The organism is Christiangramia sediminis (assembly GCF_020552705.1).
GTDB classification, from domain to species: Bacteria; Bacteroidota; Bacteroidia; order Flavobacteriales; family Flavobacteriaceae; genus Christiangramia; species Christiangramia sediminis.
This window is the reverse complement of the sequence record NZ_JAJBZG010000001.1, coordinates 403816-423021: the sequence shown is the minus strand read 5'-3', so window position 1 is coordinate 423021 and position 19206 is coordinate 403816. Positions and strand designations below refer to the sequence as shown.

Sequence of the window (19206 nt, the reverse complement as noted above, 5' to 3'; positions counted from 1 at the left end):
CATCGGCTTTTTTTATTATTACATTAGGAAAATCCAGGCTTAAACTTGCTAACTTAAGCTTGTTTACCAAAATACTAAGACATGGCAAATATTCTGGATATATTCAGGACTCAAACTGGTAAGAAGCTTTTGGAAAGAAGCAGGGAAATAACTGAGCTCGATGTTGGAACAGTTCAACAAGCATTTATTTTTACTCTCCCGGCCCTACTCACTATTTATGAGAAAAAGGAGTTTACCTTTAATGAACAACCAAAAGATCTTATCAAATTTATTGAAAATGAAAATCTTGTTGACTTTGGTAAAGAGAAGACGGAACTTTTACTAGAATCATCTGAGAAAAAAATCATACTTGATTTTTCTCAAATTTTAGAAATTAATAAAGTAAATTTTGAAATGATCCTTCATATTTCTGCAGCAGTGATTGCTATCATTATTTCAGAAATTAGAGAAAATAAAAATGCTGAGGCTAGGGATATTTCAAAAACTCTTTGCGGCCTGGACACAAAATACAACGAGGATTTCGTAAAGGTTCTGATCAAAAACCCGGATGATGCCAATATTATAGATAGCAGAGAAGAGATCGCATTAAATAAAAACTGGGACGATAACGATCCCAGTATACTTGGCGGCTATGCTGGCGGACGTTAGGACAGGAATGATTTTTGATATAAATTTAAAAAGTTAAGATGAAAAATATTATCTACATATTATTACTAGGCCTTTTTGTTTACGGCTGTGGATCTTCAGGGGGTAAAAACTTCCCTTCAGATAAGATCAAAAATGCAGAGAACGATACCGTAAGAATCGCGAATGACAGTCTTGAGTACGAGATTATAATTATCGAGCCTGGATTCAATCTTTTTATAAATTCAATTGCAAAACCTAGAGGCTTTTATTCTCAAAATTATCTTGAAAATAAGAATAGGTTCCTTGTTCCTGAATACAATCAAAGAGTTACTCAGCCAATGACCTATAATCCTGAACTTTATCTAAACGAAATCAATTACGACCCTAATATTGATTATGGTTATGAAGTAAATTATTTGCTATATAATTATTTTGTTTATTTCAGCAGAAATTACAATCAAAGATTTAGTGTTCCTACAAGGATTTGATTCTTTAGTCAATTCCTTATATTTGCAGCATGAAGAAATTGAAAGATCGCTGGGGAATAGATTCCAATTGGCAATTATTCATCATTTTTCTGGTATTTGCAATTACCGGTTCGTCTTCGGCTAAATTAGCCAGTCCACTATGTGAACTATTGAATATCACTCAGGAAAATACAGCCTGGGGAATTTATTGGGCCTTAAGAATCTTGCTTATATTTCCTATATATCAGGTTCTATTAGTGAGTTTTGGCTGGATCTTTGGCCAGTTTCAATTTTTCTGGGCTTTTGAAAAGAAAATGCTACACAGGCTAGGATTAGGTAAAATCTTTAATATATAAAGTGAAACTATATAAAAACATATTTTTTGTTTTTACAGCGGTACTTATCCTACTTCCGCCTATAGTTAGCTTTTCCCATATTTTCACAGATCACAGTCATAAACTTTGCGATAATTACGCTGAACATCATTATCATGCCAAGTCTATAGATTGTGAACTTCACAAATTTCATAAGAATCCTGCACTTAGTCTCGATTTCCCTGAATATTTTCTGGTAATCGAAGAGCATTCTCAGGAAGAAATATTTGACTACTATAAATTTTTAAATGAATATGAACCCCTTAATTTTTATCTCCGGGGCCCTCCATCTTTTGCTTAATCCACCACTTTTTAATTAAGCAAAAAATACAAATCATTTAAAATTTACCAATGCGAAATACATTGTTAATTATACTGCTATTAGCAGTAAATACTATTGTTTACAGTCAGAATCAATTATCAGGAACTATTACAGATGCTAATTCTGGCGAACCTGTTTTTAGCGCAAGCGTTTACTTTCCTCAACTGGAAAAAGGAACCATGAGTGATGAAAGCGGAAAATTTACACTTAGAAATATTCCTGACGGAACTTACAAACTCATTATTTCTTCTATAGGCTATACTACTCTTAATCGTGAAGTAAAAATCCCTTCTGAAGACATTAATATAGATCTCAACCCTTCTGCTATAGAAATGGAAGAAGTAATTGTTTCTACGCCTTTTCATCAGCTTCAAAGTGAGAATGTGATGAAGGTTGAACGGCAGAGCATTTCAGAATTAAATAAGAAAGGTGCAATAAATCTTTCTGATGGGATTACTCAAATTGCCGGAGTAGAGAGCATAACTACAGGTGTAGGAATAGGAAAGCCGGTAATTCGGGGACTCAGTTCCAACAGAGTTTTGGTATACACCCAGGGGATTCGACTGGAAAACCAGCAATATGGAGACGAGCACGGTCTGGGGATCAGCTCTAAAGGTATAGGAAGTGTTGAAGTTATAAAAGGTCCTGCTTCTCTTCTTTATGGGAGCGATGCTATTGGAGGAGTTCTTTATCTAAATCCTGAAAGATATGCTGAAGCCGGAGAAACCAATGCTGCATTAGAGAGTGATTATTTTAGTAACACCCTTGGATATCAGGCCAGTTTAATGGCAAAAACTTCAGGTGAAAAATTAAAATTTCTGGCTCGTGGTAGTTATGCCGCACATAGCGACTATAAAGATGGGAATGAAACTCGAGTTACCAATACCAGGTTTAATGAGAAAGATTTAAAAGCCGGAATAGGGTTTCAGGACAAAAATTATAAAGCCGATCTAAGATATAATTTCAATAGAAGTGAAATTGGGATTCCGGAAGAAATAGGTCTTCAGTCTAAAGATAAAGAGCCTATGCTGCCCTTTCAGGAAATCGATAACCATGTATTAAGCCTGGATAACAAATTTTATTTTCCTAATTCCAGTATTGATTTCAAACTGGGGTATCAGTTTAATGATCGCAAAGAGTTCGAAGAACATCATGATCACGAAGGACACGAAGAACATGAAGAACATGAAGAGGAGGCAGACCATGAAGAAGAACATTCGGAAGAAGCTGACGCCTCTGTTGAACCTGCCTTGGAAATGCATTTGGAAACTATAAATTATAATCTAAAATATAACCTTCCGAAATTAGGAAATTTTGAAACTATTGCCGGTATCCAGGGGATGTATCAAACCAATACTAATTTTGGGGAAGAGATCTTAATACCGGATGCGGAAACACTGGATTTTGGAATTTTTGCCACTACCCATTATCACCTTGATAACTGGGACTTTCAGGGTGGTTTAAGATTTGATACAAGGAATCTAGAAACAAGTACCTTCCAAACCGAAGAAGCTGAGATAATTGAAGGAATAGACAGAAGTTTTAATAGTATCAATGCCGCATTAGGGGCGAAATATCATTTCGAACAAAAATTTATCGCAAGACTTAACCTTGCAAGTGGTTTTCGTGCACCTAATCTTTCTGAACTAACCTCGAACGGAAACCACAATGGAGCCAACCGTTATGAAATTGGTAATCCAGACCTGGAGAATGAACAGAACTTTCAGGTAGATCTTGAATTAGAATGGAGAAATGAGCATTTTGAGGCTTTTGCAAATGCTTTCACCAACAATATCAATAATTATATTTATATAAATCCAACAGGGCAGACAATTGAGGAAGAACCGGTTTTTCAATACGAGCAGGCTAATGCTAATTTATACGGGGGAGAAATTGGGGTACATATTCATCCGCATCCTTTAGACTGGTTACACCTGGAAAGTAGTTTTGAAACAGTGACCGGTAAATTAAATAGCGGTGGTTACCTACCACTTATTCCGGCAAATTCCTTAACCAATACCTTAAGGATAGAATTAGAAGGAGGAAATACTTTTACAGAAAAATACACCTTTGTAAGACTTAAGAATGTTTTTGATCAAAATAATCCTGGAAGGTTTGAAACCGAAACTAATGGCTACTCACTTCTGGGAGCAGGTATAGGTACAGTACTAAAAGTCAACAACGTTCAGTTAGATCTGAATCTTAGTGGTACAAACCTTTTAAATAAAACTTATATATCACACTTGTCGAGACTTAAACAGGATGGTATTTTTAATATAGGTAGAAATCTTATATTTTCAGCTAACATAAGTATTTAGCAAAAAAAGGCTATCGAAAATTCGATAGCCTTTTTTTATTTGATCCCGTCCTGAGTAAGGTGACAACCCATCAACCTATTTCTCATAAGAAAACTATAACAAAAAAAGCCGCTGAATAGCGGCTTATATATTTATTAAAACAACAAGAAATTACTTCTTCTTGAATTTTGAGTATTTGTTCTTGAACTTGTCAATTCTACCTGCACTATCCACAAGCTTAGTCTGACCTGTGTAGTATGGGTGAGAAGTTCTGGAGATCTCCAGTTTTACCAACGGGTATTCAGTTCCGTCAACTTCAATACTTTCTTTTGTCTTTGCAGTAGATTTTGTAATAAATACGTCTTCATTTGACATATCTTTAAAAGCTACTAGTCTATAATTTTCCGGATGGATTCCCTGCTTCATCGCTTTAATCTTTTAATTTTGGAGGTGCAAATTTAATTAATAACTCCTGAACTACAAATAAAATCAATAATTTTTTTAATGATTTAAGATTGTAACGTTTTGCTATATTTGTTAACTAACTGCTAAATTAATCAATCTAAACTAACCCATGGAAAAATCAACTAAAAAACTTGCCACCAGTTATGGCCTTTACTTAGGAATTGCATTAATTCTTATTACTGTACTTATTTATGCCTTCGACATTTCTTTAATGACAGAATGGTATTTAATGGTGATCAATTTAGTTCTTATATTAGCATTAGGGACTATGGCAGTTAAAAAATCAAAAGAAGCAAGCACTAGCCTATTTAGTTTTAAAAATGCTTTCTCATCTTATTTTTTAACTGTGTTGATCGGCTTGTTTATAGCAACCATCTTTAGTCTTATCTTATTCAACTTAATAGATCCGGAAGCAGCTGAAACTTTAAAGGAACTTACGATGGAAAAACAAGCTGCCATGTTCGAGAATTTTGGAATGACCGAGGCTCAAATCAATGAAGCTATGGTTGAGATGCAGAAGCAAGAGACATTTTCATTAAAAAATATTGGAATTAGTTTTGCTTCTCAACTGGTAATTTTCTCCATTATTGGGCTTATAATTGCATTAATATTTAGAGAAAAAGATCCTACAAACGCATAATAAATGCAGATATCGGTTGTAATACCACTTCTTAACGAAGAACAATCTCTGGTAGAATTATATAATTGGATCGCAAAAGTATTGCGGTCCAATTCCTTTTCTTATGAGATCATATTTATAGATGACGGCAGTACAGATGCTTCATGGCGAACCATAGAATCTCTATCTGAAAATGATGACCGCGTAAAAGGCATCCGGTTTAATCGTAACTACGGAAAATCCCAGGCGCTTCATGCAGGCTTCTTAAAAGCTCAGGGAGATGTGGTTATAACCATGGATGCTGACCTTCAGGACAATCCCGAAGAAATCCCTGAACTCTATGATATGATCGTGAATGAAGGTAATGATCTTGTTTCAGGCTGGAAAAAGAAACGATATGATAATGTCATCACTAAAAACCTTCCCTCAAAAGTCTTTAATGCGGCAGCAAGAAAAACTTCCGGAGTAAAACTTCATGATTTCAATTGTGGTTTAAAAGCATACCGAAACGAAGTAATAAAAAATATTGATGTATATGGTGAAATGCACCGGTATATCCCCGTGTTGGCCAAAAATGCCGGTTTTTACAAAATAACCGAAAAAGAAGTTCAGCATCAGGCCAGGAAATACGGTAAGACTAAGTTTGGAGCAAGTCGCTTTATTTACGGCTTTCTTGATCTAATCAGTATTTGGTTTCTCTCAAAATTTGGTCGCAGACCCATGCATCTATTCGGCTCACTGGGAGTGCTAATGTTTATTATTGGTTTTATTTCCGCCGGATGGATAGGACTTTCAAAACTTTATAAATTATATCATGGAATGCCCAATATCCTTGTTGTAGATAACCCATGGTTCTATATTTCTCTTGCAGTGATGATTATTGGTACTCAGTTTTTTCTTGCCGGATTTTTGGGTGAACTTATTTTGAGGTCCAAAAGGGATAAAGAACGGTACCTTATAAAGAAAACCACTTCTAATATTTAGTCCCTTTCAAGGATTAATCATTATTTTTGCTAAGCAAAACAATCAAATTATGGCTACTTATAAACCTGAAATTCTTCAGAAAGCCGAAGCATGGCTAACCGATATTTTTGATAATGACACTAAGTCTGAAATAAATAGGCTTATTGCTGAAAATCCTAAAGAACTCGAAGAAAGCTTCTATAAGAATGCTGAATTTGGGACCGGTGGGATGCGTGGAGTAATGGGCGTTGGTACTAACCGTATCAATAAATATACCCTCGGAAAAAACACACAGGGACTTTCAGATTATCTGAAGAAATCCTTTCCTAATAAAGATATTAAAGTAGCTATAGCTTACGATTGTAGAAATAAAAGTCAGGAGCTGGCCCAGGTAGTAGCTGATGTATTTTCAGCAAATGGAATTAAAGTATTCTTATTTTCTGAATTAAGACCTACGCCAGAACTTTCTTTTGCGGTTAAGAAATTAGACTGTCAATGTGGAATTGTTCTTACAGCAAGTCATAATCCGCCTGAATATAACGGATACAAAGTTTATTGGGAAGATGGAGGTCAATTGGTACCACCACAGGATACTGAAGTGGTGGACACCATTAATACCCTGGAGTATTCCGCCATAAATTTCAAAGCAAACGAATCTTTAATTGAAAAAATAGATACCAAGGTAGATAAAGCATTTGCTGAAGCTTCAGTAAAAAATGGAAGTTTTGATAATTCTGCTTCCGCACGAGAAAATTTAAATATTGTTTTCACTTCTCTGCATGGAACTTCTATCACCATGGTTCCTGAAGTTCTGGAAAAAGCAGGCTTCAGCAATGTTCATATTGTTGAAGAACAAAGAGAGCCCAATGGTAATTTCCCAACGGTGAAATCTCCAAATCCTGAAGAACCAGAAGCATTAAAAATGGCTTTGGAACTTGCAGAATCTAAAAATGCTGATATCGTAATTGGAACAGACCCCGATTGTGACCGACTTGGTGTTGCGGTTAGAGACCTTGATGGTGAAATGATTTTACTGAACGGAAACCAGACCATGCTCGTGATGACCTGGTTCCTTTTAGATCAATGGAAAAAAGAAGGTAAGATTAAAGGAAAAGAATTTGTAGCCTCAACCATTGTCTCCACCCCTATGCTTAAAAATCTTACTGAAGATTTCGGCGTTAAATATATGGAAGTGCTTACCGGCTTTAAATGGATCGCAAAATTGATAAAAGATCATCCTGAACTGGATTTTATTGGTGGCGGGGAAGAAAGTTTTGGCTATATGGTGGGTGATTTTGTGAGGGATAAAGATGCGGTGACCGCTACCCTACTCGCTTGTGAGATCGCAGCAAAAATGAAAGCTGAAGGAAAATCTATCTACGAAAAACTACTTGAACTTTATACTGAATACGGACTTTACAGGGAGGAACTTATTTCTTTGGTTAAGAAAGGAATTCAGGGAGAACAGGAAATAAAACAAATGCTTATAGATCTTAGAGAAAATCCATGGGAACAGATTGATGGTGAAAAAGTTGTCCTGGTTGAAGATTATAAGACTTCTATAGCAAAGAATACACAGAACTATACTGAAGAACAAATAGATGTTCCAAAATCCAACGTCCTTATTTATTATACTGAAAACGGAACTAAGATCGCGGCGAGACCAAGTGGAACTGAGCCTAAGATCAAATTCTATATTAGTGTAAACACAGATCTGGATAGTATTGAAAATTTTGCTGCAGAAGATCAAAAATTAAGCGATAAAATTGCCCGTATCAAAGAAGAATTAAAACTGGGCTAACTCATTTTACATGACCTATTTTCGGAAAATACTCCAGTTCGCAATACCCTATAAAAAGTTTGCGATACTGAATATTATTTGCAATGTTTTTTATGCAATTTTTAGTACTCTCTCTTTCATTGCCCTTATACCGGTAATTCAGGTTTTATTTGATAAGACCAAACGAGTATCAAAAGAACCCGTCTGGGATGGCCTTAGTGGTATAAAAGATTATGTAGCAGATTATTTTAATTACGAGGTCACACAAAGGGTAAATGAAGATGAAGTCGCGGCACTTGTCTTTATTTGTGGTATAGTCGTCCTGCTGTTTTTTCTGAAAAATTTATTTGGTTACTTAAGCTCCTTTTTTCTCACTTTTCTCCGCAATGGAGTGCTTAGAGATGTTCGTGATGCCATGTATGAGAAAATACTAGCACTTCCTGTTTCTTATTTTTCAGAGAAAAGAAAAGGTGATACCATTTCAAGGATCACTGCTGATGTAAACGAAGTACAAACTTCCTTTTTATCTATTCTGGAATTAATTGTACGGGAACCTCTCACTATTCTTTTTACGATAATTGCGATGCTCTTGATGAGTGCAAAACTTACGTTGTTCGTTTTTGTATTCCTCCCAATTTCTGGATTTGTGATCTCTTTAATAGGAAAACAACTAAAAAAACAATCAAATCTAGCTCAGGAAGAAAATGGTCATTTTCTAAGTATTGTGGAAGAAACGCTTTCCAGCCTTAAGATCGTAAAAGGTTTTAATGCCGAAAACAGGTTCTATAATCGTTTTCAAGAATCAACAAATAGATTAAATAATATTCTAAATAAGCTTATTAACAGGCAGAACATGGCCTCCCCTACCAGTGAATTTCTGGGGATCTTTGTTATTGTTATTATACTTTGGTTTGGAGGAAACATGGTACTCGTAGAAGGGACTCTGGATGCAGCTACTTTTATTGCCTTTCTTGGTCTTGCATACAACATTTTAACTCCTGCAAAACAGATCTCCAAGGCATCTTATAGTGTCAAAAAAGGAAATGCAGCTGCTGAAAGAATCCTGGATGTTCTTGAAACACCTTCAACCATTACCGATGCTCCAAATGCTATTGATAAAAAGGATTTCAATAGTGAGATCAGCATAGAGAATATCAGCTTTAGTTATGAGGAAGAAAAAGTGCTAAAGAACTTTAGTATCAAAGTTCCTAAAGGAGAAACAGTGGCATTGGTTGGACAATCTGGTTCGGGAAAATCTACTATTGCCAATCTTATCACCCGTTTTTATGACGTGAACGAGGGTAGTATTAAAGTAGATGGTACAGATATTCGTGAAATTAAAAAGAGATCTTTGCGAGAACTTATGGGGCTGGTAACCCAGGATTCCATCTTGTTTAATGACACTATACGCAATAATATTTTACTTGGGAAAGAGAACGCGAGCGATGAAGAGATTATAGACGCCTTGAAAATAGCCAATGCGTGGGAATTTGTAAAAGATCTTCCTGCTGTTCTGGATACTAATATTGGAGATAGTGGAAATAAACTTAGTGGCGGACAAAAACAACGTTTATCTATTGCCAGGGCAGTTTTAAAGAATCCGCCGGTTATGATCCTGGATGAAGCTACCTCGGCTCTGGATACTGAAAGTGAGAAACTGGTTCAAAAGGCATTGGAAAATATGATGAGAAACAGAACTTCTGTCGTGATTGCACACCGACTTTCAACCATTCAAAACGCAGATAAGATCATTGTAATGCAAAGAGGTGAAATTGTGGAACAGGGTAAACACCAGGATCTAATTGCTGCCAACGGCACCTACAAAAAACTCGTGGAAATGCAATCTTTTGACTAAGCAAAAGCAACGAAGTTAACTTCTGCTTAACTCACCCGATGCAATAGCATCATTATAATAAGCTTTTATTTCAGGAAAACTACCAAAGAACTTTTTACCATCCCTCCTTTTTAATAGTACTACTGTTTGATTATTACTAGAAGTCTTGATTTCAGTGATCTCTACAAGGGTACCTGCTAGTTTTTCATAATTTGCTATTCCTCCTTTTTTAATAATAAAATTAGGCTTGGGAAATCTCACATCAGAATATTGATGATTTTTAGAATCCCCAATCTTTAAAATCTCACCTACTCTGGCTTCATCATTCTCCTGAGAGAGAACTGAATTTGAAAAGCTAAAAATGAGAAATACTGAAAGTATGCTTATAAATTTCATAATATGATAATTTGATTTGTTATCTAATATATGAAATTGATAAAAAAATAAAAAATGGATGATATAAATAATACCATCCATTTTTATCAAATTATTTCCACTTTGGGGCAAATGAAAATAATGCGATCTAATTCAATTTTTATAGGGGCAAAAAAAGGAATAAATCTTTTTGTTAGGATAAATATAGTTCAAAGATTGAAAGCGTACAAAAATTTAACGCTTTTTATCAAACTTTTTTACCTTTTACCGATACAAGTCTCCTTATTCGACATTATTTTCCTACATTTTAAATGTAAAATTTACTTTTCAAAGCTCAAAGCTTTCAATATCTTTACGCAGCAGTAATTTTTCAATTTTGCAATATTCTGAAGATAAATTCGTAAGCCGCTTGCAGGACAGCTCTTCCTCTCAGGAAGCTTTCAGGGAACTTATATCTGAATATAAGGAACGACTCTACTGGCATATTAGGAATATTGTAAAAAGTCATGACGACACCGATGATATTCTACAAAACACATTCTTAAAAGTTTATCGAAATATAGGTCAGTTTAAAGGAGATAGTAAACTTTACAGCTGGATGTACCGTATTGCCACAAACGAGTCTATCACATTTTTAAACAAAAGATCACGACGATTGCAAATCACTTCAGAAGAATTACAGAATCAAATTATCGACAATCTGGAAAGTGATGTTTATTTTGAAGGTGATGAAATCCAGCTAAAATTACAAAAAGCCATTGCCACCCTCCCTGACAAACAACAACAGGTTTTTAATATGAAGTATTTTGAAGAATTAAAGTATAGGGAAATGTCTGAAATACTTGAAACCAGTGAAGGAGCTTTAAAGGCTTCCTATCATATAGCGGCAAAAAAAATAGAAGAATATTTAAAGTCTAATTAAACCATTAGATAAAACTATAGTCATAGAACTGATGAAAACCAATAAGTCTAAATACTCGCAAAATTCTGGCTTCAAAGCACCTGAAGATTATTTCGGGAGCTTTGAGGAAAAAATGATGCGCAGGCTCGGGAATGAAAAATCTGCTGCGATTCCTCCTAAAGGAAAGGCTTTTTCTGTACCCGATACTTACTTTGACTCATTGGAAGATAAGATCATCGCGAAAACAAATACCAGCGAACCCCGTGTAGTTAGATTATTTAGAAAAGAATATTTATACTACGCAGCTGCTGTTGCTGCGATCTTTGTTCTCATGCTTGGCAATTTTTTCCAAACTGGAAACGATCAACCGATAGGATGGGATGATATAGAAATTTCAGCCATGGAAACTTATATCGATGAAGGTTATGAAATGGGTTATATAGAACTTAATTCTGCTGAAGTTTCAGATTTTGTATTTGAAAACGGTAAAATTATTGATGACTCAGACTTTAAAACCGTAAATTCTGATGCTGTTTTTGACTATATAGATGAAAACATTGAAGATCCGGCTTATATTTTAGAATAAACTATGAAGAATCTTTTAATACTATTATTCATTCTTACTTCTACCTTTCAAGTGTTTGGTCAGGAAGAAGATAAAGATGCACAAAGAGAAAGAATAAAGGCCCTGAAAGTCGCTTTTTTTACTCAAGAGCTGAATCTTAATGATAAGCTTGCTGAAAAATTCTGGCCTATATATAATGAGTATGAGTCCAAAAGAAGAGAGCTGCACAAAAGAGAACACATAGAAATTGAAAATATTAAATGTATAGATGAGGATAAAGCTAATGAGCTTCTTGATGAATTTCTATCTGTAGAAAGTGAAGAATATAAAATTAAGAGGCAGCTTTTTAGAGATCTAAAACAAATTATTTCCGCTAAAGATATTATCAAGCTTCATAAACTGGAGGATGAATTCCATAAAAAGCTTATTAAAGAATATCGCTCCAAGCGCGAGCGTAAAGATGCGAATAGCAGTGAATAGTGAGACTATTCATTTTTAGTTTTTTGGTTAGTTAGTAGTTATAATCCGGCAGGTTTTCATCTGTCGGATTATTTCTTTTTAACGGAAGATCAATTTTGCGATCCTCCCCTTCCCTGCAGCATAAGCGAGCGTATCGTTCACAAACCTTAATGTATAGAAACCTTCATCAGATAATTTTTTCCAGGATTTACCGCCGTTTTTGCTGTAATGAATCCCTGTAAAACCAGTTGCAACTATTTGCTTTGCATCAGAATTTGGAATGTAACGCACACTGCTTTTATAACCTGGGGCTTCTCCTTCAGCGATTAGCTCCCAGGTTTTTCCTCCATCTTTGGTTACCGCTTTGTTCCCCTTATTAGCTTCCTCATTTGTATAATCACCACCAATAATAATTCCTCTCTTATCATCATAAAAATCCAGACTATAACCGCCTGTGGTAGGTTTCCCCTGTAAAAGAGGTGTTTCAAAAACTTCCCAGGATTTTCCCTTATCGGGAGAAAACAGAATTCTGGACTTCATCCCTCCAGTTAATATCCATGTTTTATCGCCCTGTATAGAAATATTAGAATTACTTGCTGCAAAAGCGGCTTCACCTTCTGCAGCATCAGGTAAATCTTCGCAATCTATTTTACTCCAGCTGTCCCCTCCATTACGGGTGATAATTATAGATATACAGCCATCTGTAGGATCTCCCATGGCAATTCCTTCATTGTCGTTCCAGAAAGCCATTGCATCATAAAAAGCCTTTTCATGTCCTTCCTTATAAACCAATTCCATTTTTCCCGAATTTCCCGTTTTATATAGTAGTGCCGGACTGGCCACACTTAACATAAAAAAGTCATTTGAGGTACTGCCTACTGCCCTGTATTCAGGGATTATGGTATCAAATTTCTGAACATTGGTTTTCCAGGTCTTGTCTATAGAATTATACAAACCATACTTTCCATTATTTCCTGCAAAAGCCAAATTCTTACCAATAACATCAATAGCTCTCACACTTAGAGAATCATCTTCAAGTATCACTTCAATTTCTACAGCTTTGAAGTTTTTAATATTAGTATGTTCAGCAGTTTCAGTTTTATTCTCTTTCGAAGCGTCCTTACAGGCAAAAGCCAGCAAAATCAACAAAAAACATATTTTTCTCATATCAGGAATTTGATCCAAATATAAATTATTCCGATTCAAAAAAACGTAACTTTGCCGCTTTAAAGAATATTTATGCGCCTACACAGGAATCTTGTTTTTGCTACCATTGATGCTTTAGCCGAAATTTTTAATGAAGGTAATTATGCCGATAAGGTAATAGCTAAAACTCTAAAAAGAGATAAACGCTGGGGTTCCCGCGATCGTAGCTTTATTGCTGAAACTACTTATGATATTGTAAGATGGAAACGACTTTATGCTGAAATTGCTGAAGTAAAAGAACCTTTTAAAAGAGAAGACCTTTTTAGGATTTTTGCGGTATGGTGTGTACTAAGAGGAGTAAAATTACCCGAGTGGCCACAATTTGAAGGAACACCTGTAAGACGTATCAAAGGAAAGTTTGATGAATTAAGCAGAATTAGAAAATTCAGAGAGTCTGTACCAGATTGGATGGATGAGTTAGGCGAAAAAGAATTAGGAGAGAAAGTGTGGACTAAGGAAATTCACGCGCTTAACGAACAGGCTCCGGTTGTTATAAGAGCAAATAAATTAAAGACCACCCCAGAAGAATTGGCAGCAAAACTCAGTAAAGAGGGTATTGAAACTACTAGTATTCGTAACTATCCTGAAGCATTGCAATTAGTGGAAAGAGCGAATGTTTTTAAAACACAGGCTTTTCAGGATGGACTTTTTGAAGTTCAGGATGCGAGTTCCCAAAGAGTTGCTGAATTGCTGGATGTTCAACCAGGAATGCGAGTGGTAGACACCTGTGCAGGTGCTGGAGGAAAAACGCTTCATCTTGCTGCCCTCATGGAAAATAAAGGGCAGATCATCGCGCTGGATATCTTTGGAAATAAATTAAAAGAACTTAAAAGAAGAGCTAAACGTGCCGGTGCTCACAATGTAGAAACCCGAAGTATTGATTCCACTAAAGTGATCAAGAAACTCTACAATTCGGCAGACAGGGTGCTCATTGATGCTCCTTGTAGCGGCTTAGGCGTTTTAAGTAGAAATCCAGATGCAAAATGGAAACTACAGCCAGAATTTCTTGAGAAGATAAAGAATACCCAGCTCGAGATATTAGAAAAATACTCAAGGATTGTAAAAGATGGTGGAAAACTGGTTTATGCAACTTGTTCTATCCTGCCTTCAGAAAATGAAAAACAGGTTCAGAAATTTTTGAAAACAGAAGTTGGTAAAGACTTCACTTTATTAAAGGAAAAAAAGATCCTGTCCAATGAAAGTGGTTATGACGGTTTCTATATGGCATTACTTCAGAAAGCATAGATAAAAACGACCAAAAAGGGTCGCTTTTTTATTTATTAATTAATAGATAGTTTGAAGTATTAGGGTTTCTTCAGGCCCATGAATAAAAGTTCCGGTTACCTCTTCTTCCTTTTGTAGATCTGAAGAAAGTTTTCCACATAGATCATTGCAGGCTATTAAATACTCATTTAATAAGGTCATTTCATCATTTGATTCCCACACGAAAGTATATCCAAATGCTTTTAAATGTATATCAAAGCTTTCATCCTCGGGTACCTTTTCTTTAGACATCACGTTTACAAGTATATATTTTAAAGAAGATCCATCGGCAGGAGGATTATCAATATTAATTTTTCTCACTTTCAGGTCATATACATAGCCGGGTTCATAATTAAAACCTTCAATCCTGTCATATAAATAGGTCCAGTTTTCATTTCCAATATCTTCCTCTTCTTGAATTAGATACACAAGATAAGGACCTTCTCCTACTGCTGTTTGACGAAAATGATTGATCCGCATTTCTACCATTTCGGGTTTGCTTGGCGGATTTCCTTTAAGGGAACAGGACGTGCTGAAAAATGAAGCCAGTAATCCCATACAGACGATGATGTTTAATTTGAAATACATACCATAATTGATTGATTATAATAAGGTAAGAAAATTCTAGACTCAGAGAACTCTGGTAAATCATAAATATTTAAAAATCAATCTTTTGAGTTAATTTTTATTGTTTTAGAAGTAATAAGGAAAAAAGTGAAAATTTTAATCATTTTAAGATCAAAAGCGATAATTATTTTTAATAACAAAGTAGTTATAGAAATTAAAGTAATAAAAGGATGAAATATTTCTTATTAATATTATGTGTGAGATTATAGTAAAAGAAGGAATTATTCCAAACATTAATTTTATGGATTAGGTTTAAAAAAGTAAATTTGTTCCTTTAAAAAACAACGCAAACACAACATAAATGATTCTTTTCTTCGGAAACCAAACTACTAAGGTTTTTGCTGTGGAAACACACTCAGAACTTTCAGCCCAGGAAATTTCAAAACTTAACTGGCTTTTTGGGAACACTCAACAAATAAATAAATCTGCACTGGCAGATTTTTTTGTTGGTCCACGAGCCGCAATGATCACTCCCTGGAGTACAAATGCTGTGGAGATCACTCAAAATATGGGTGTTCATGGACTGATAAGGATTGAAGAGTTTTTAAGAGTGGACGAGCATTTTCACGATTTTGACCCCATGCTTTCCCAAAAATACAAAAGCCTGGACCAGGATATTTTTGATATACATGTTAACCCTGCTCCTATTATTGAGGTTGATGATATTGGTGCGTTTAACCAGCAAGAAGGTCTGGCACTAAATGAAGAAGAGGTGAAATATCTGGAAGGCCTTGCTAAAAAACTGGATAGAAAACTCACAGATTCTGAAGTTTTTGGTTTCTCTCAGGTAAATTCTGAACACTGCCGTCATAAGATCTTCAATGGAACTTTTGTGATAGATGGTAGAGAAAAACCGGTCTCTCTTTTTAAAATGATCAGACAGACTTCGGAAGAGAATCCTAATGATATTGTTTCTGCATATAAAGATAATGTTGCTTTTGTAAAAGGTCCTAGAGTGGAACAGTTCGCTCCTAAAGCTGCTGATATTCCTGAATATTACCAGGTGAAAGATTTTGATTCCGTAATTTCTATCAAAGCTGAAACACACAATTTCCCAACAACGGTTGAACCTTTTAATGGAGCTGCTACCGGAAGTGGTGGTGAGATCCGTGACAGGCTAGCCGGAGGAAAAGGTTCCTTACCATTGGCAGGAACTGCAGTATATATGACCTCTTATTCCCGTCTTGATAAGGACAGAAAGTGGGAAAATGGAATGAAGGAAAGAGACTGGTTATACCAGACTCCAATGGATATTCTTATAAAAGCTTCTAACGGAGCTTCAGATTTTGGAAATAAATTTGGTCAGCCATTGATATCAGGATCGGTTCTTACTTTTGAACATGCTGAACATGACCGATCCCTTGGATATGATAAAGTGATCATGCTTGCCGGCGGAATTGGATACGGAAAACAAGATCAGGCCTTAAAAGATATTCCAAATAAAGGAGACAAAATAGTTGTTTTAGGTGGTGAGAATTATAGAATTGGTATGGGCGGTGCTGCGGTATCATCTGCCGACACTGGTGAATTTAGCAGTGGAATAGAACTAAATGCCATCCAACGATCAAACCCCGAAATGCAAAAACGGGCTGCCAACGCCGTTCGTGGAATGGTAGAAAGTGATGAGAATCCTATCGTTTCCATTCATGATCATGGTGCCGGCGGACATTTAAATTGTCTTAGTGAACTTGTTGAAGAGAAAGGCGGAAAGATAGACCTAGAAGCTCTTCCTGTTGGAGATCCCACCCTTTCAGCCAAGGAAATTATAGGAAATGAATCTCAGGAAAGAATGGGATTGGTCATTGGGGAAGCAGATATCGCTAAACTACGAAGAGTGGCAGATAGGGAACGTTCTCCTATGTATGAAGTAGGAAATGTTACCGGAGACCATCGCTTTACTTTCGAAGGAAAAAAGTCAGGGCAGAAACCTATGGATCTGGAATTATCTGATATGTTCGGAAGTTCTCCAAAAACCATAATGACCGATAAGACGATCAAAAGGAATTATGAAGATGTAAGTTACCAGACATCTAAAATACATGAATACCTTAACCAGGTACTGCAATTGGAAGCTGTAGCCTGTAAAGACTGGTTAACCAACAAAGTAGACCGTTGTGTCTCCGGGCGAGTTGCTAAACAACAAACGGCCGGGCCCTTACAGTTACCCCTAAATAACTGTGGAGTAATGGCCCTGGATTATAAAGGTAAAGAAGGTGTGGCCACTTCAATTGGGCACTCCCCTGTTTCTGCGCTAGTAGATCCGGTGGCAGGATCAAAGAATTCCATTGCCGAGTCCCTTTCAAATATCGTCTGGGCGCCTCTGGAAAAAGGATTAAAATCTATTTCTCTTTCAGCGAACTGGATGTGGCCTTGTAATAACGAAGGTGAAGACGCCAGGTTATATGAAGCTGTGGAAGCTGTGTCGAAATTTGCCATTTCTCTGGGCATCAATGTTCCAACAGGAAAGGATTCGCTTTCCATGAAACAGAAATATAAGGATTCGCAGGTGATATCTCCGGGAACCGTGATCATTTCTGCGGCCGGGCATTGTGATGATATCACAAAAGTTGTAGAACCGGTTCTTCAAAAAGACGGTGGGGATATTTATTATATCAATCTTTCTCAGGATAATTTCAAACTTGGCGGTTCTTCTTTTGCTCAGATTCTGAATAAAGTTGGGAAAGAAGTACCTACAATAAAAGATGATAAAAAATTCGCAGCAGCTTTTAATGCCATCCAGGAATTGATCAAAAAAGATCTTATTCTTGCCGGGCATGATGTTGCTTCAGGAGGTTTGATCACTACCTTATTTGAAATGTGTTTTGCAGATGTTAATCTGGGAGCAGATCTGGATCTTTCAGCATTGAATGAGAAGGATATTATAAAACTTCTTTTTAATGAAAACTGCGGAATTGTATTCCAGGCAAAAGACAATTCAGTAGAAGATATCCTGAAAGAAAAGAAAATTGAATTTTTTAATATCGGAAAAGTTACAGAAGGAAAAGAACTTAAAATAAAGAATTCTGGAGCAGACCTTAAGTTTAATATTTCAGAATTAAGAGATACCTGGTATAAAACTTCCTTCCTCCTTGATGAGCAACAAAGCGGGATTGATAAAGCCACAGAGCGTTTTCATAACTATAAGGAGCAACCACTTGAATTCAAATTTCCGGAACATTTCACCGGTAAACTGCCTGTCATTTCGAACGAAAGTGAGAAATCTCAACCTAAAATAAAAGCAGCGATCATTCGGGAAAAAGGATCAAATTCTGAACGAGAAATGGCCAGAGCCATGTATCTGGCAGGATTCGACGTAAAGGACGTCCATATGACCGATCTTATTACCGGCCGCGAAACCCTTGAAGACATTCAATTTATAGCGGCAGTGGGTGGATTCTCCAATTCAGATGTCCTGGGAAGTGCTAAAGGCTGGGCCGGAGCTTTCCTTTATAATGAAAAGGCGAAAGAAGCACTGGATAAATTCTTTGCCAGGAAAGACACTCTTTCCCTTGGGGTGTGTAATGGTTGTCAATTATTCATTGAACTAGGACTCATTAATCCTGAACATGAACAAAAACCTAAAATGTTGCATAATGAGTCCCATAAATTTGAATGTAATTTCACTTCCGTAGAAATTCAGGAGAACAATTCGGTAATGCTTTCAACGCTCGCAGGTAGCAAACTGGGGATCTGGGCTGCCCATGGAGAAGGTAAATTCAGTTTCCCGTATGAGGAAGAGAAATACAATATAGTTGGGAAATATGCTTATGAAGGATATCCTGCCAATCCTAATGGCTCCCATTATAATACCGCCGTACTAACTGATGATACCGGCAGACACCTGGTAATGATGCCGCATCTGGAACGTTCTACTTTTCAATGGAACTGGGCTAATTATCCAAAAGGAAGAAAGGATGAAGTTTCTCCGTGGCATGAAGGTTTTGTGAATGCCAGAAAATGGCTGAAAAAGAAGCAGTAAGCGGAAATTTTTATGATATATTTTGAAGGGATGTTAAAAACATCCCTTCTTTTTTGAATTATCAATTTGAAGTAGCACTCTTT

General features: G+C 36.2%; 18 protein-coding genes. 14 read left to right on the top strand and 4 right to left on the bottom strand.

Annotation, left to right across the window (positions count from 1 at the left end; translation table 11 throughout):
• Window positions 1-81 precede the first annotated feature (81 nt).
• The 5 genes from LGQ90_RS02060 to LGQ90_RS02040 are packed head-to-tail and all read left to right on the top strand — an operon-like array spanning window position 82 to window position 4108.
• Window positions 82-648 (top strand): hypothetical protein, encoded by a 567-nt coding sequence (locus tag LGQ90_RS02060; protein WP_229337619.1) that lies wholly within the window; start codon window positions 82-84, stop codon window positions 646-648.
• Window positions 649-686: 38 nt separating this feature from the next.
• Window positions 687-1115, top strand: coding sequence for a DUF6146 family protein (locus LGQ90_RS02055; protein WP_229337617.1), 429 nt, complete (start codon window positions 687-689; stop codon window positions 1113-1115).
• Between the two features lie 29 nt (window positions 1116-1144).
• Window positions 1145-1450: a DUF6787 family protein gene (locus tag LGQ90_RS02050; RefSeq protein ID WP_229337615.1), complete on the top strand. Its 306-nt coding sequence runs from the start codon at window positions 1145-1147 to the stop codon at window positions 1448-1450.
• A 1-nt stretch (window position 1451) separates the two neighbouring features.
• Window positions 1452-1769 carry a hypothetical protein gene (locus LGQ90_RS02045; RefSeq protein WP_229337613.1) on the top strand — a complete coding sequence of 106 codons (318 nt, stop codon included), beginning with the start codon at window positions 1452-1454 and terminating at the stop codon, window positions 1767-1769.
• A gap of 50 nt (window positions 1770-1819) precedes the next feature.
• Window positions 1820-4108: a TonB-dependent receptor gene (locus LGQ90_RS02040; RefSeq protein WP_229337611.1), complete on the top strand. Its 2289-nt coding sequence runs from the start codon at window positions 1820-1822 to the stop codon at window positions 4106-4108.
• A gap of 150 nt (window positions 4109-4258) precedes the next feature.
• Here LGQ90_RS02040 and LGQ90_RS02035 read toward each other — a convergent pair whose 3' ends face one another.
• A complete protein-coding gene (locus LGQ90_RS02035; protein ID WP_108171751.1) occupies window positions 4259-4513 on the bottom strand; it encodes a type B 50S ribosomal protein L31 in 255 nt (84 codons plus the stop codon).
• A 148-nt stretch (window positions 4514-4661) separates the two neighbouring features.
• Between LGQ90_RS02035 and LGQ90_RS02030 the strand changes: the two genes are divergently transcribed.
• Genes LGQ90_RS02030 through LGQ90_RS02015 form a run of 4 tightly spaced genes read left to right on the top strand, consistent with a single transcriptional unit; the run spans window position 4662 to window position 9769 of the window.
• Window positions 4662-5192, top strand: a complete 531-nt coding sequence (locus LGQ90_RS02030; protein WP_229337609.1) for a DUF4199 domain-containing protein — start codon at window positions 4662-4664, stop codon at window positions 5190-5192.
• Window positions 5193-5195: 3 nt separating this feature from the next.
• Complete coding sequence (locus tag LGQ90_RS02025; RefSeq protein ID WP_229337607.1) at window positions 5196-6155, top strand: glycosyltransferase family 2 protein; 960 nt, start codon at window positions 5196-5198, stop codon at window positions 6153-6155.
• 49 nt (window positions 6156-6204) lie between these two features.
• Window positions 6205-7935 (top strand): phospho-sugar mutase, encoded by a 1731-nt coding sequence (locus LGQ90_RS02020; protein WP_229337606.1) that lies wholly within the window; start codon window positions 6205-6207, stop codon window positions 7933-7935.
• A 10-nt stretch (window positions 7936-7945) separates the two neighbouring features.
• A complete protein-coding gene (locus LGQ90_RS02015) occupies window positions 7946-9769 on the top strand; it encodes an ABC transporter ATP-binding protein (RefSeq protein ID WP_229337604.1) in 1824 nt (607 codons plus the stop codon).
• A 15-nt stretch (window positions 9770-9784) separates the two neighbouring features.
• Here LGQ90_RS02015 and LGQ90_RS02010 read toward each other — a convergent pair whose 3' ends face one another.
• On the bottom strand, window positions 9785-10144 hold the full coding sequence (locus tag LGQ90_RS02010; protein ID WP_229337602.1) for a hypothetical protein: 360 nt from the start codon (window positions 10142-10144) through the stop codon (window positions 9785-9787).
• A 355-nt stretch (window positions 10145-10499) separates the two neighbouring features.
• Here LGQ90_RS02010 and LGQ90_RS02005 point away from each other — a divergent pair, with 355 nt between their 5' ends.
• Genes LGQ90_RS02005 through LGQ90_RS01995 form a run of 3 tightly spaced genes read left to right on the top strand, consistent with a single transcriptional unit; the run spans window position 10500 to window position 12069 of the window.
• A complete protein-coding gene (locus tag LGQ90_RS02005) occupies window positions 10500-11045 on the top strand; it encodes an RNA polymerase sigma factor (protein WP_229337600.1) in 546 nt (181 codons plus the stop codon).
• Window positions 11046-11076: 31 nt separating this feature from the next.
• On the top strand, window positions 11077-11610 hold the full coding sequence (locus LGQ90_RS02000; protein WP_229337599.1) for a hypothetical protein: 534 nt from the start codon (window positions 11077-11079) through the stop codon (window positions 11608-11610).
• A 3-nt stretch (window positions 11611-11613) separates the two neighbouring features.
• Complete coding sequence (locus LGQ90_RS01995; RefSeq protein WP_229337597.1) at window positions 11614-12069, top strand: hypothetical protein; 456 nt, start codon at window positions 11614-11616, stop codon at window positions 12067-12069.
• Window positions 12070-12147: 78 nt separating this feature from the next.
• Here the strand turns inward: LGQ90_RS01995 and LGQ90_RS01990 are convergent, their stop codons facing one another.
• Window positions 12148-13215 carry a WD40/YVTN/BNR-like repeat-containing protein gene (locus LGQ90_RS01990; RefSeq protein ID WP_229337595.1) on the bottom strand — a complete coding sequence of 356 codons (1068 nt, stop codon included), beginning with the start codon at window positions 13213-13215 and terminating at the stop codon, window positions 12148-12150.
• A 72-nt stretch (window positions 13216-13287) separates the two neighbouring features.
• Here LGQ90_RS01990 and LGQ90_RS01985 point away from each other — a divergent pair, with 72 nt between their 5' ends.
• Complete coding sequence (locus LGQ90_RS01985; RefSeq protein ID WP_229337593.1) at window positions 13288-14499, top strand: RsmB/NOP family class I SAM-dependent RNA methyltransferase; 1212 nt, start codon at window positions 13288-13290, stop codon at window positions 14497-14499.
• Window positions 14500-14538: 39 nt separating this feature from the next.
• On the opposite strand, the gene LGQ90_RS01980 is transcribed toward LGQ90_RS01985, so the two are convergent.
• Window positions 14539-15105, bottom strand: coding sequence for a DUF4377 domain-containing protein (locus tag LGQ90_RS01980; RefSeq protein WP_229337591.1), 567 nt, complete (start codon window positions 15103-15105; stop codon window positions 14539-14541).
• A gap of 340 nt (window positions 15106-15445) precedes the next feature.
• Here LGQ90_RS01980 and purL point away from each other — a divergent pair, with 340 nt between their 5' ends.
• The gene (purL, locus tag LGQ90_RS01975; RefSeq protein WP_229337589.1) at window positions 15446-19123 is read left to right on the top strand and encodes a phosphoribosylformylglycinamidine synthase; all 3678 of its coding nucleotides are present in this window, start codon (window positions 15446-15448) and stop codon (window positions 19121-19123) included.
• Window positions 19124-19206 lie beyond the last annotated feature (83 nt).

What these genes read in the sequence shown, in the direction of transcription:
- LGQ90_RS02060 (WP_229337619.1), top strand. Translation starts at nt 82, where the DNA reads ATGGCAAATATTCTGGATATATTCAGGACTCAAACTGGTAAGAAGCTT.
- LGQ90_RS02055 (WP_229337617.1), top strand. Translation starts at nt 687, where the DNA reads ATGAAAAATATTATCTACATATTATTACTAGGCCTTTTTGTTTACGGC.
- LGQ90_RS02050 (WP_229337615.1), top strand. Translation starts at nt 1,145, where the DNA reads ATGAAGAAATTGAAAGATCGCTGGGGAATAGATTCCAATTGGCAATTA.
- LGQ90_RS02040 (WP_229337611.1), top strand. Translation starts at nt 1,820, where the DNA reads ATGCGAAATACATTGTTAATTATACTGCTATTAGCAGTAAATACTATT.
- LGQ90_RS02035 (WP_108171751.1), bottom strand. Translation starts at nt 4,513, where the DNA reads ATGAAGCAGGGAATCCATCCGGAAAATTATAGACTAGTAGCTTTTAAA.
- LGQ90_RS02030 (WP_229337609.1), top strand. Translation starts at nt 4,662, where the DNA reads ATGGAAAAATCAACTAAAAAACTTGCCACCAGTTATGGCCTTTACTTA.
- LGQ90_RS02025 (WP_229337607.1), top strand. Translation starts at nt 5,196, where the DNA reads ATGCAGATATCGGTTGTAATACCACTTCTTAACGAAGAACAATCTCTG.
- LGQ90_RS02020 (WP_229337606.1), top strand. Translation starts at nt 6,205, where the DNA reads ATGGCTACTTATAAACCTGAAATTCTTCAGAAAGCCGAAGCATGGCTA.
- LGQ90_RS02015 (WP_229337604.1), top strand. Translation starts at nt 7,946, where the DNA reads ATGACCTATTTTCGGAAAATACTCCAGTTCGCAATACCCTATAAAAAG.
- LGQ90_RS02010 (WP_229337602.1), bottom strand. Translation starts at nt 10,144, where the DNA reads ATGAAATTTATAAGCATACTTTCAGTATTTCTCATTTTTAGCTTTTCA.
- LGQ90_RS02000 (WP_229337599.1), top strand. Translation starts at nt 11,077, where the DNA reads ATGAAAACCAATAAGTCTAAATACTCGCAAAATTCTGGCTTCAAAGCA.
- LGQ90_RS01995 (WP_229337597.1), top strand. Translation starts at nt 11,614, where the DNA reads ATGAAGAATCTTTTAATACTATTATTCATTCTTACTTCTACCTTTCAA.
- LGQ90_RS01990 (WP_229337595.1), bottom strand. Translation starts at nt 13,215, where the DNA reads ATGAGAAAAATATGTTTTTTGTTGATTTTGCTGGCTTTTGCCTGTAAG.
- LGQ90_RS01985 (WP_229337593.1), top strand. Translation starts at nt 13,288, where the DNA reads ATGCGCCTACACAGGAATCTTGTTTTTGCTACCATTGATGCTTTAGCC.
- LGQ90_RS01980 (WP_229337591.1), bottom strand. Translation starts at nt 15,105, where the DNA reads ATGTATTTCAAATTAAACATCATCGTCTGTATGGGATTACTGGCTTCA.
- purL (WP_229337589.1), top strand. Translation starts at nt 15,446, where the DNA reads ATGATTCTTTTCTTCGGAAACCAAACTACTAAGGTTTTTGCTGTGGAA.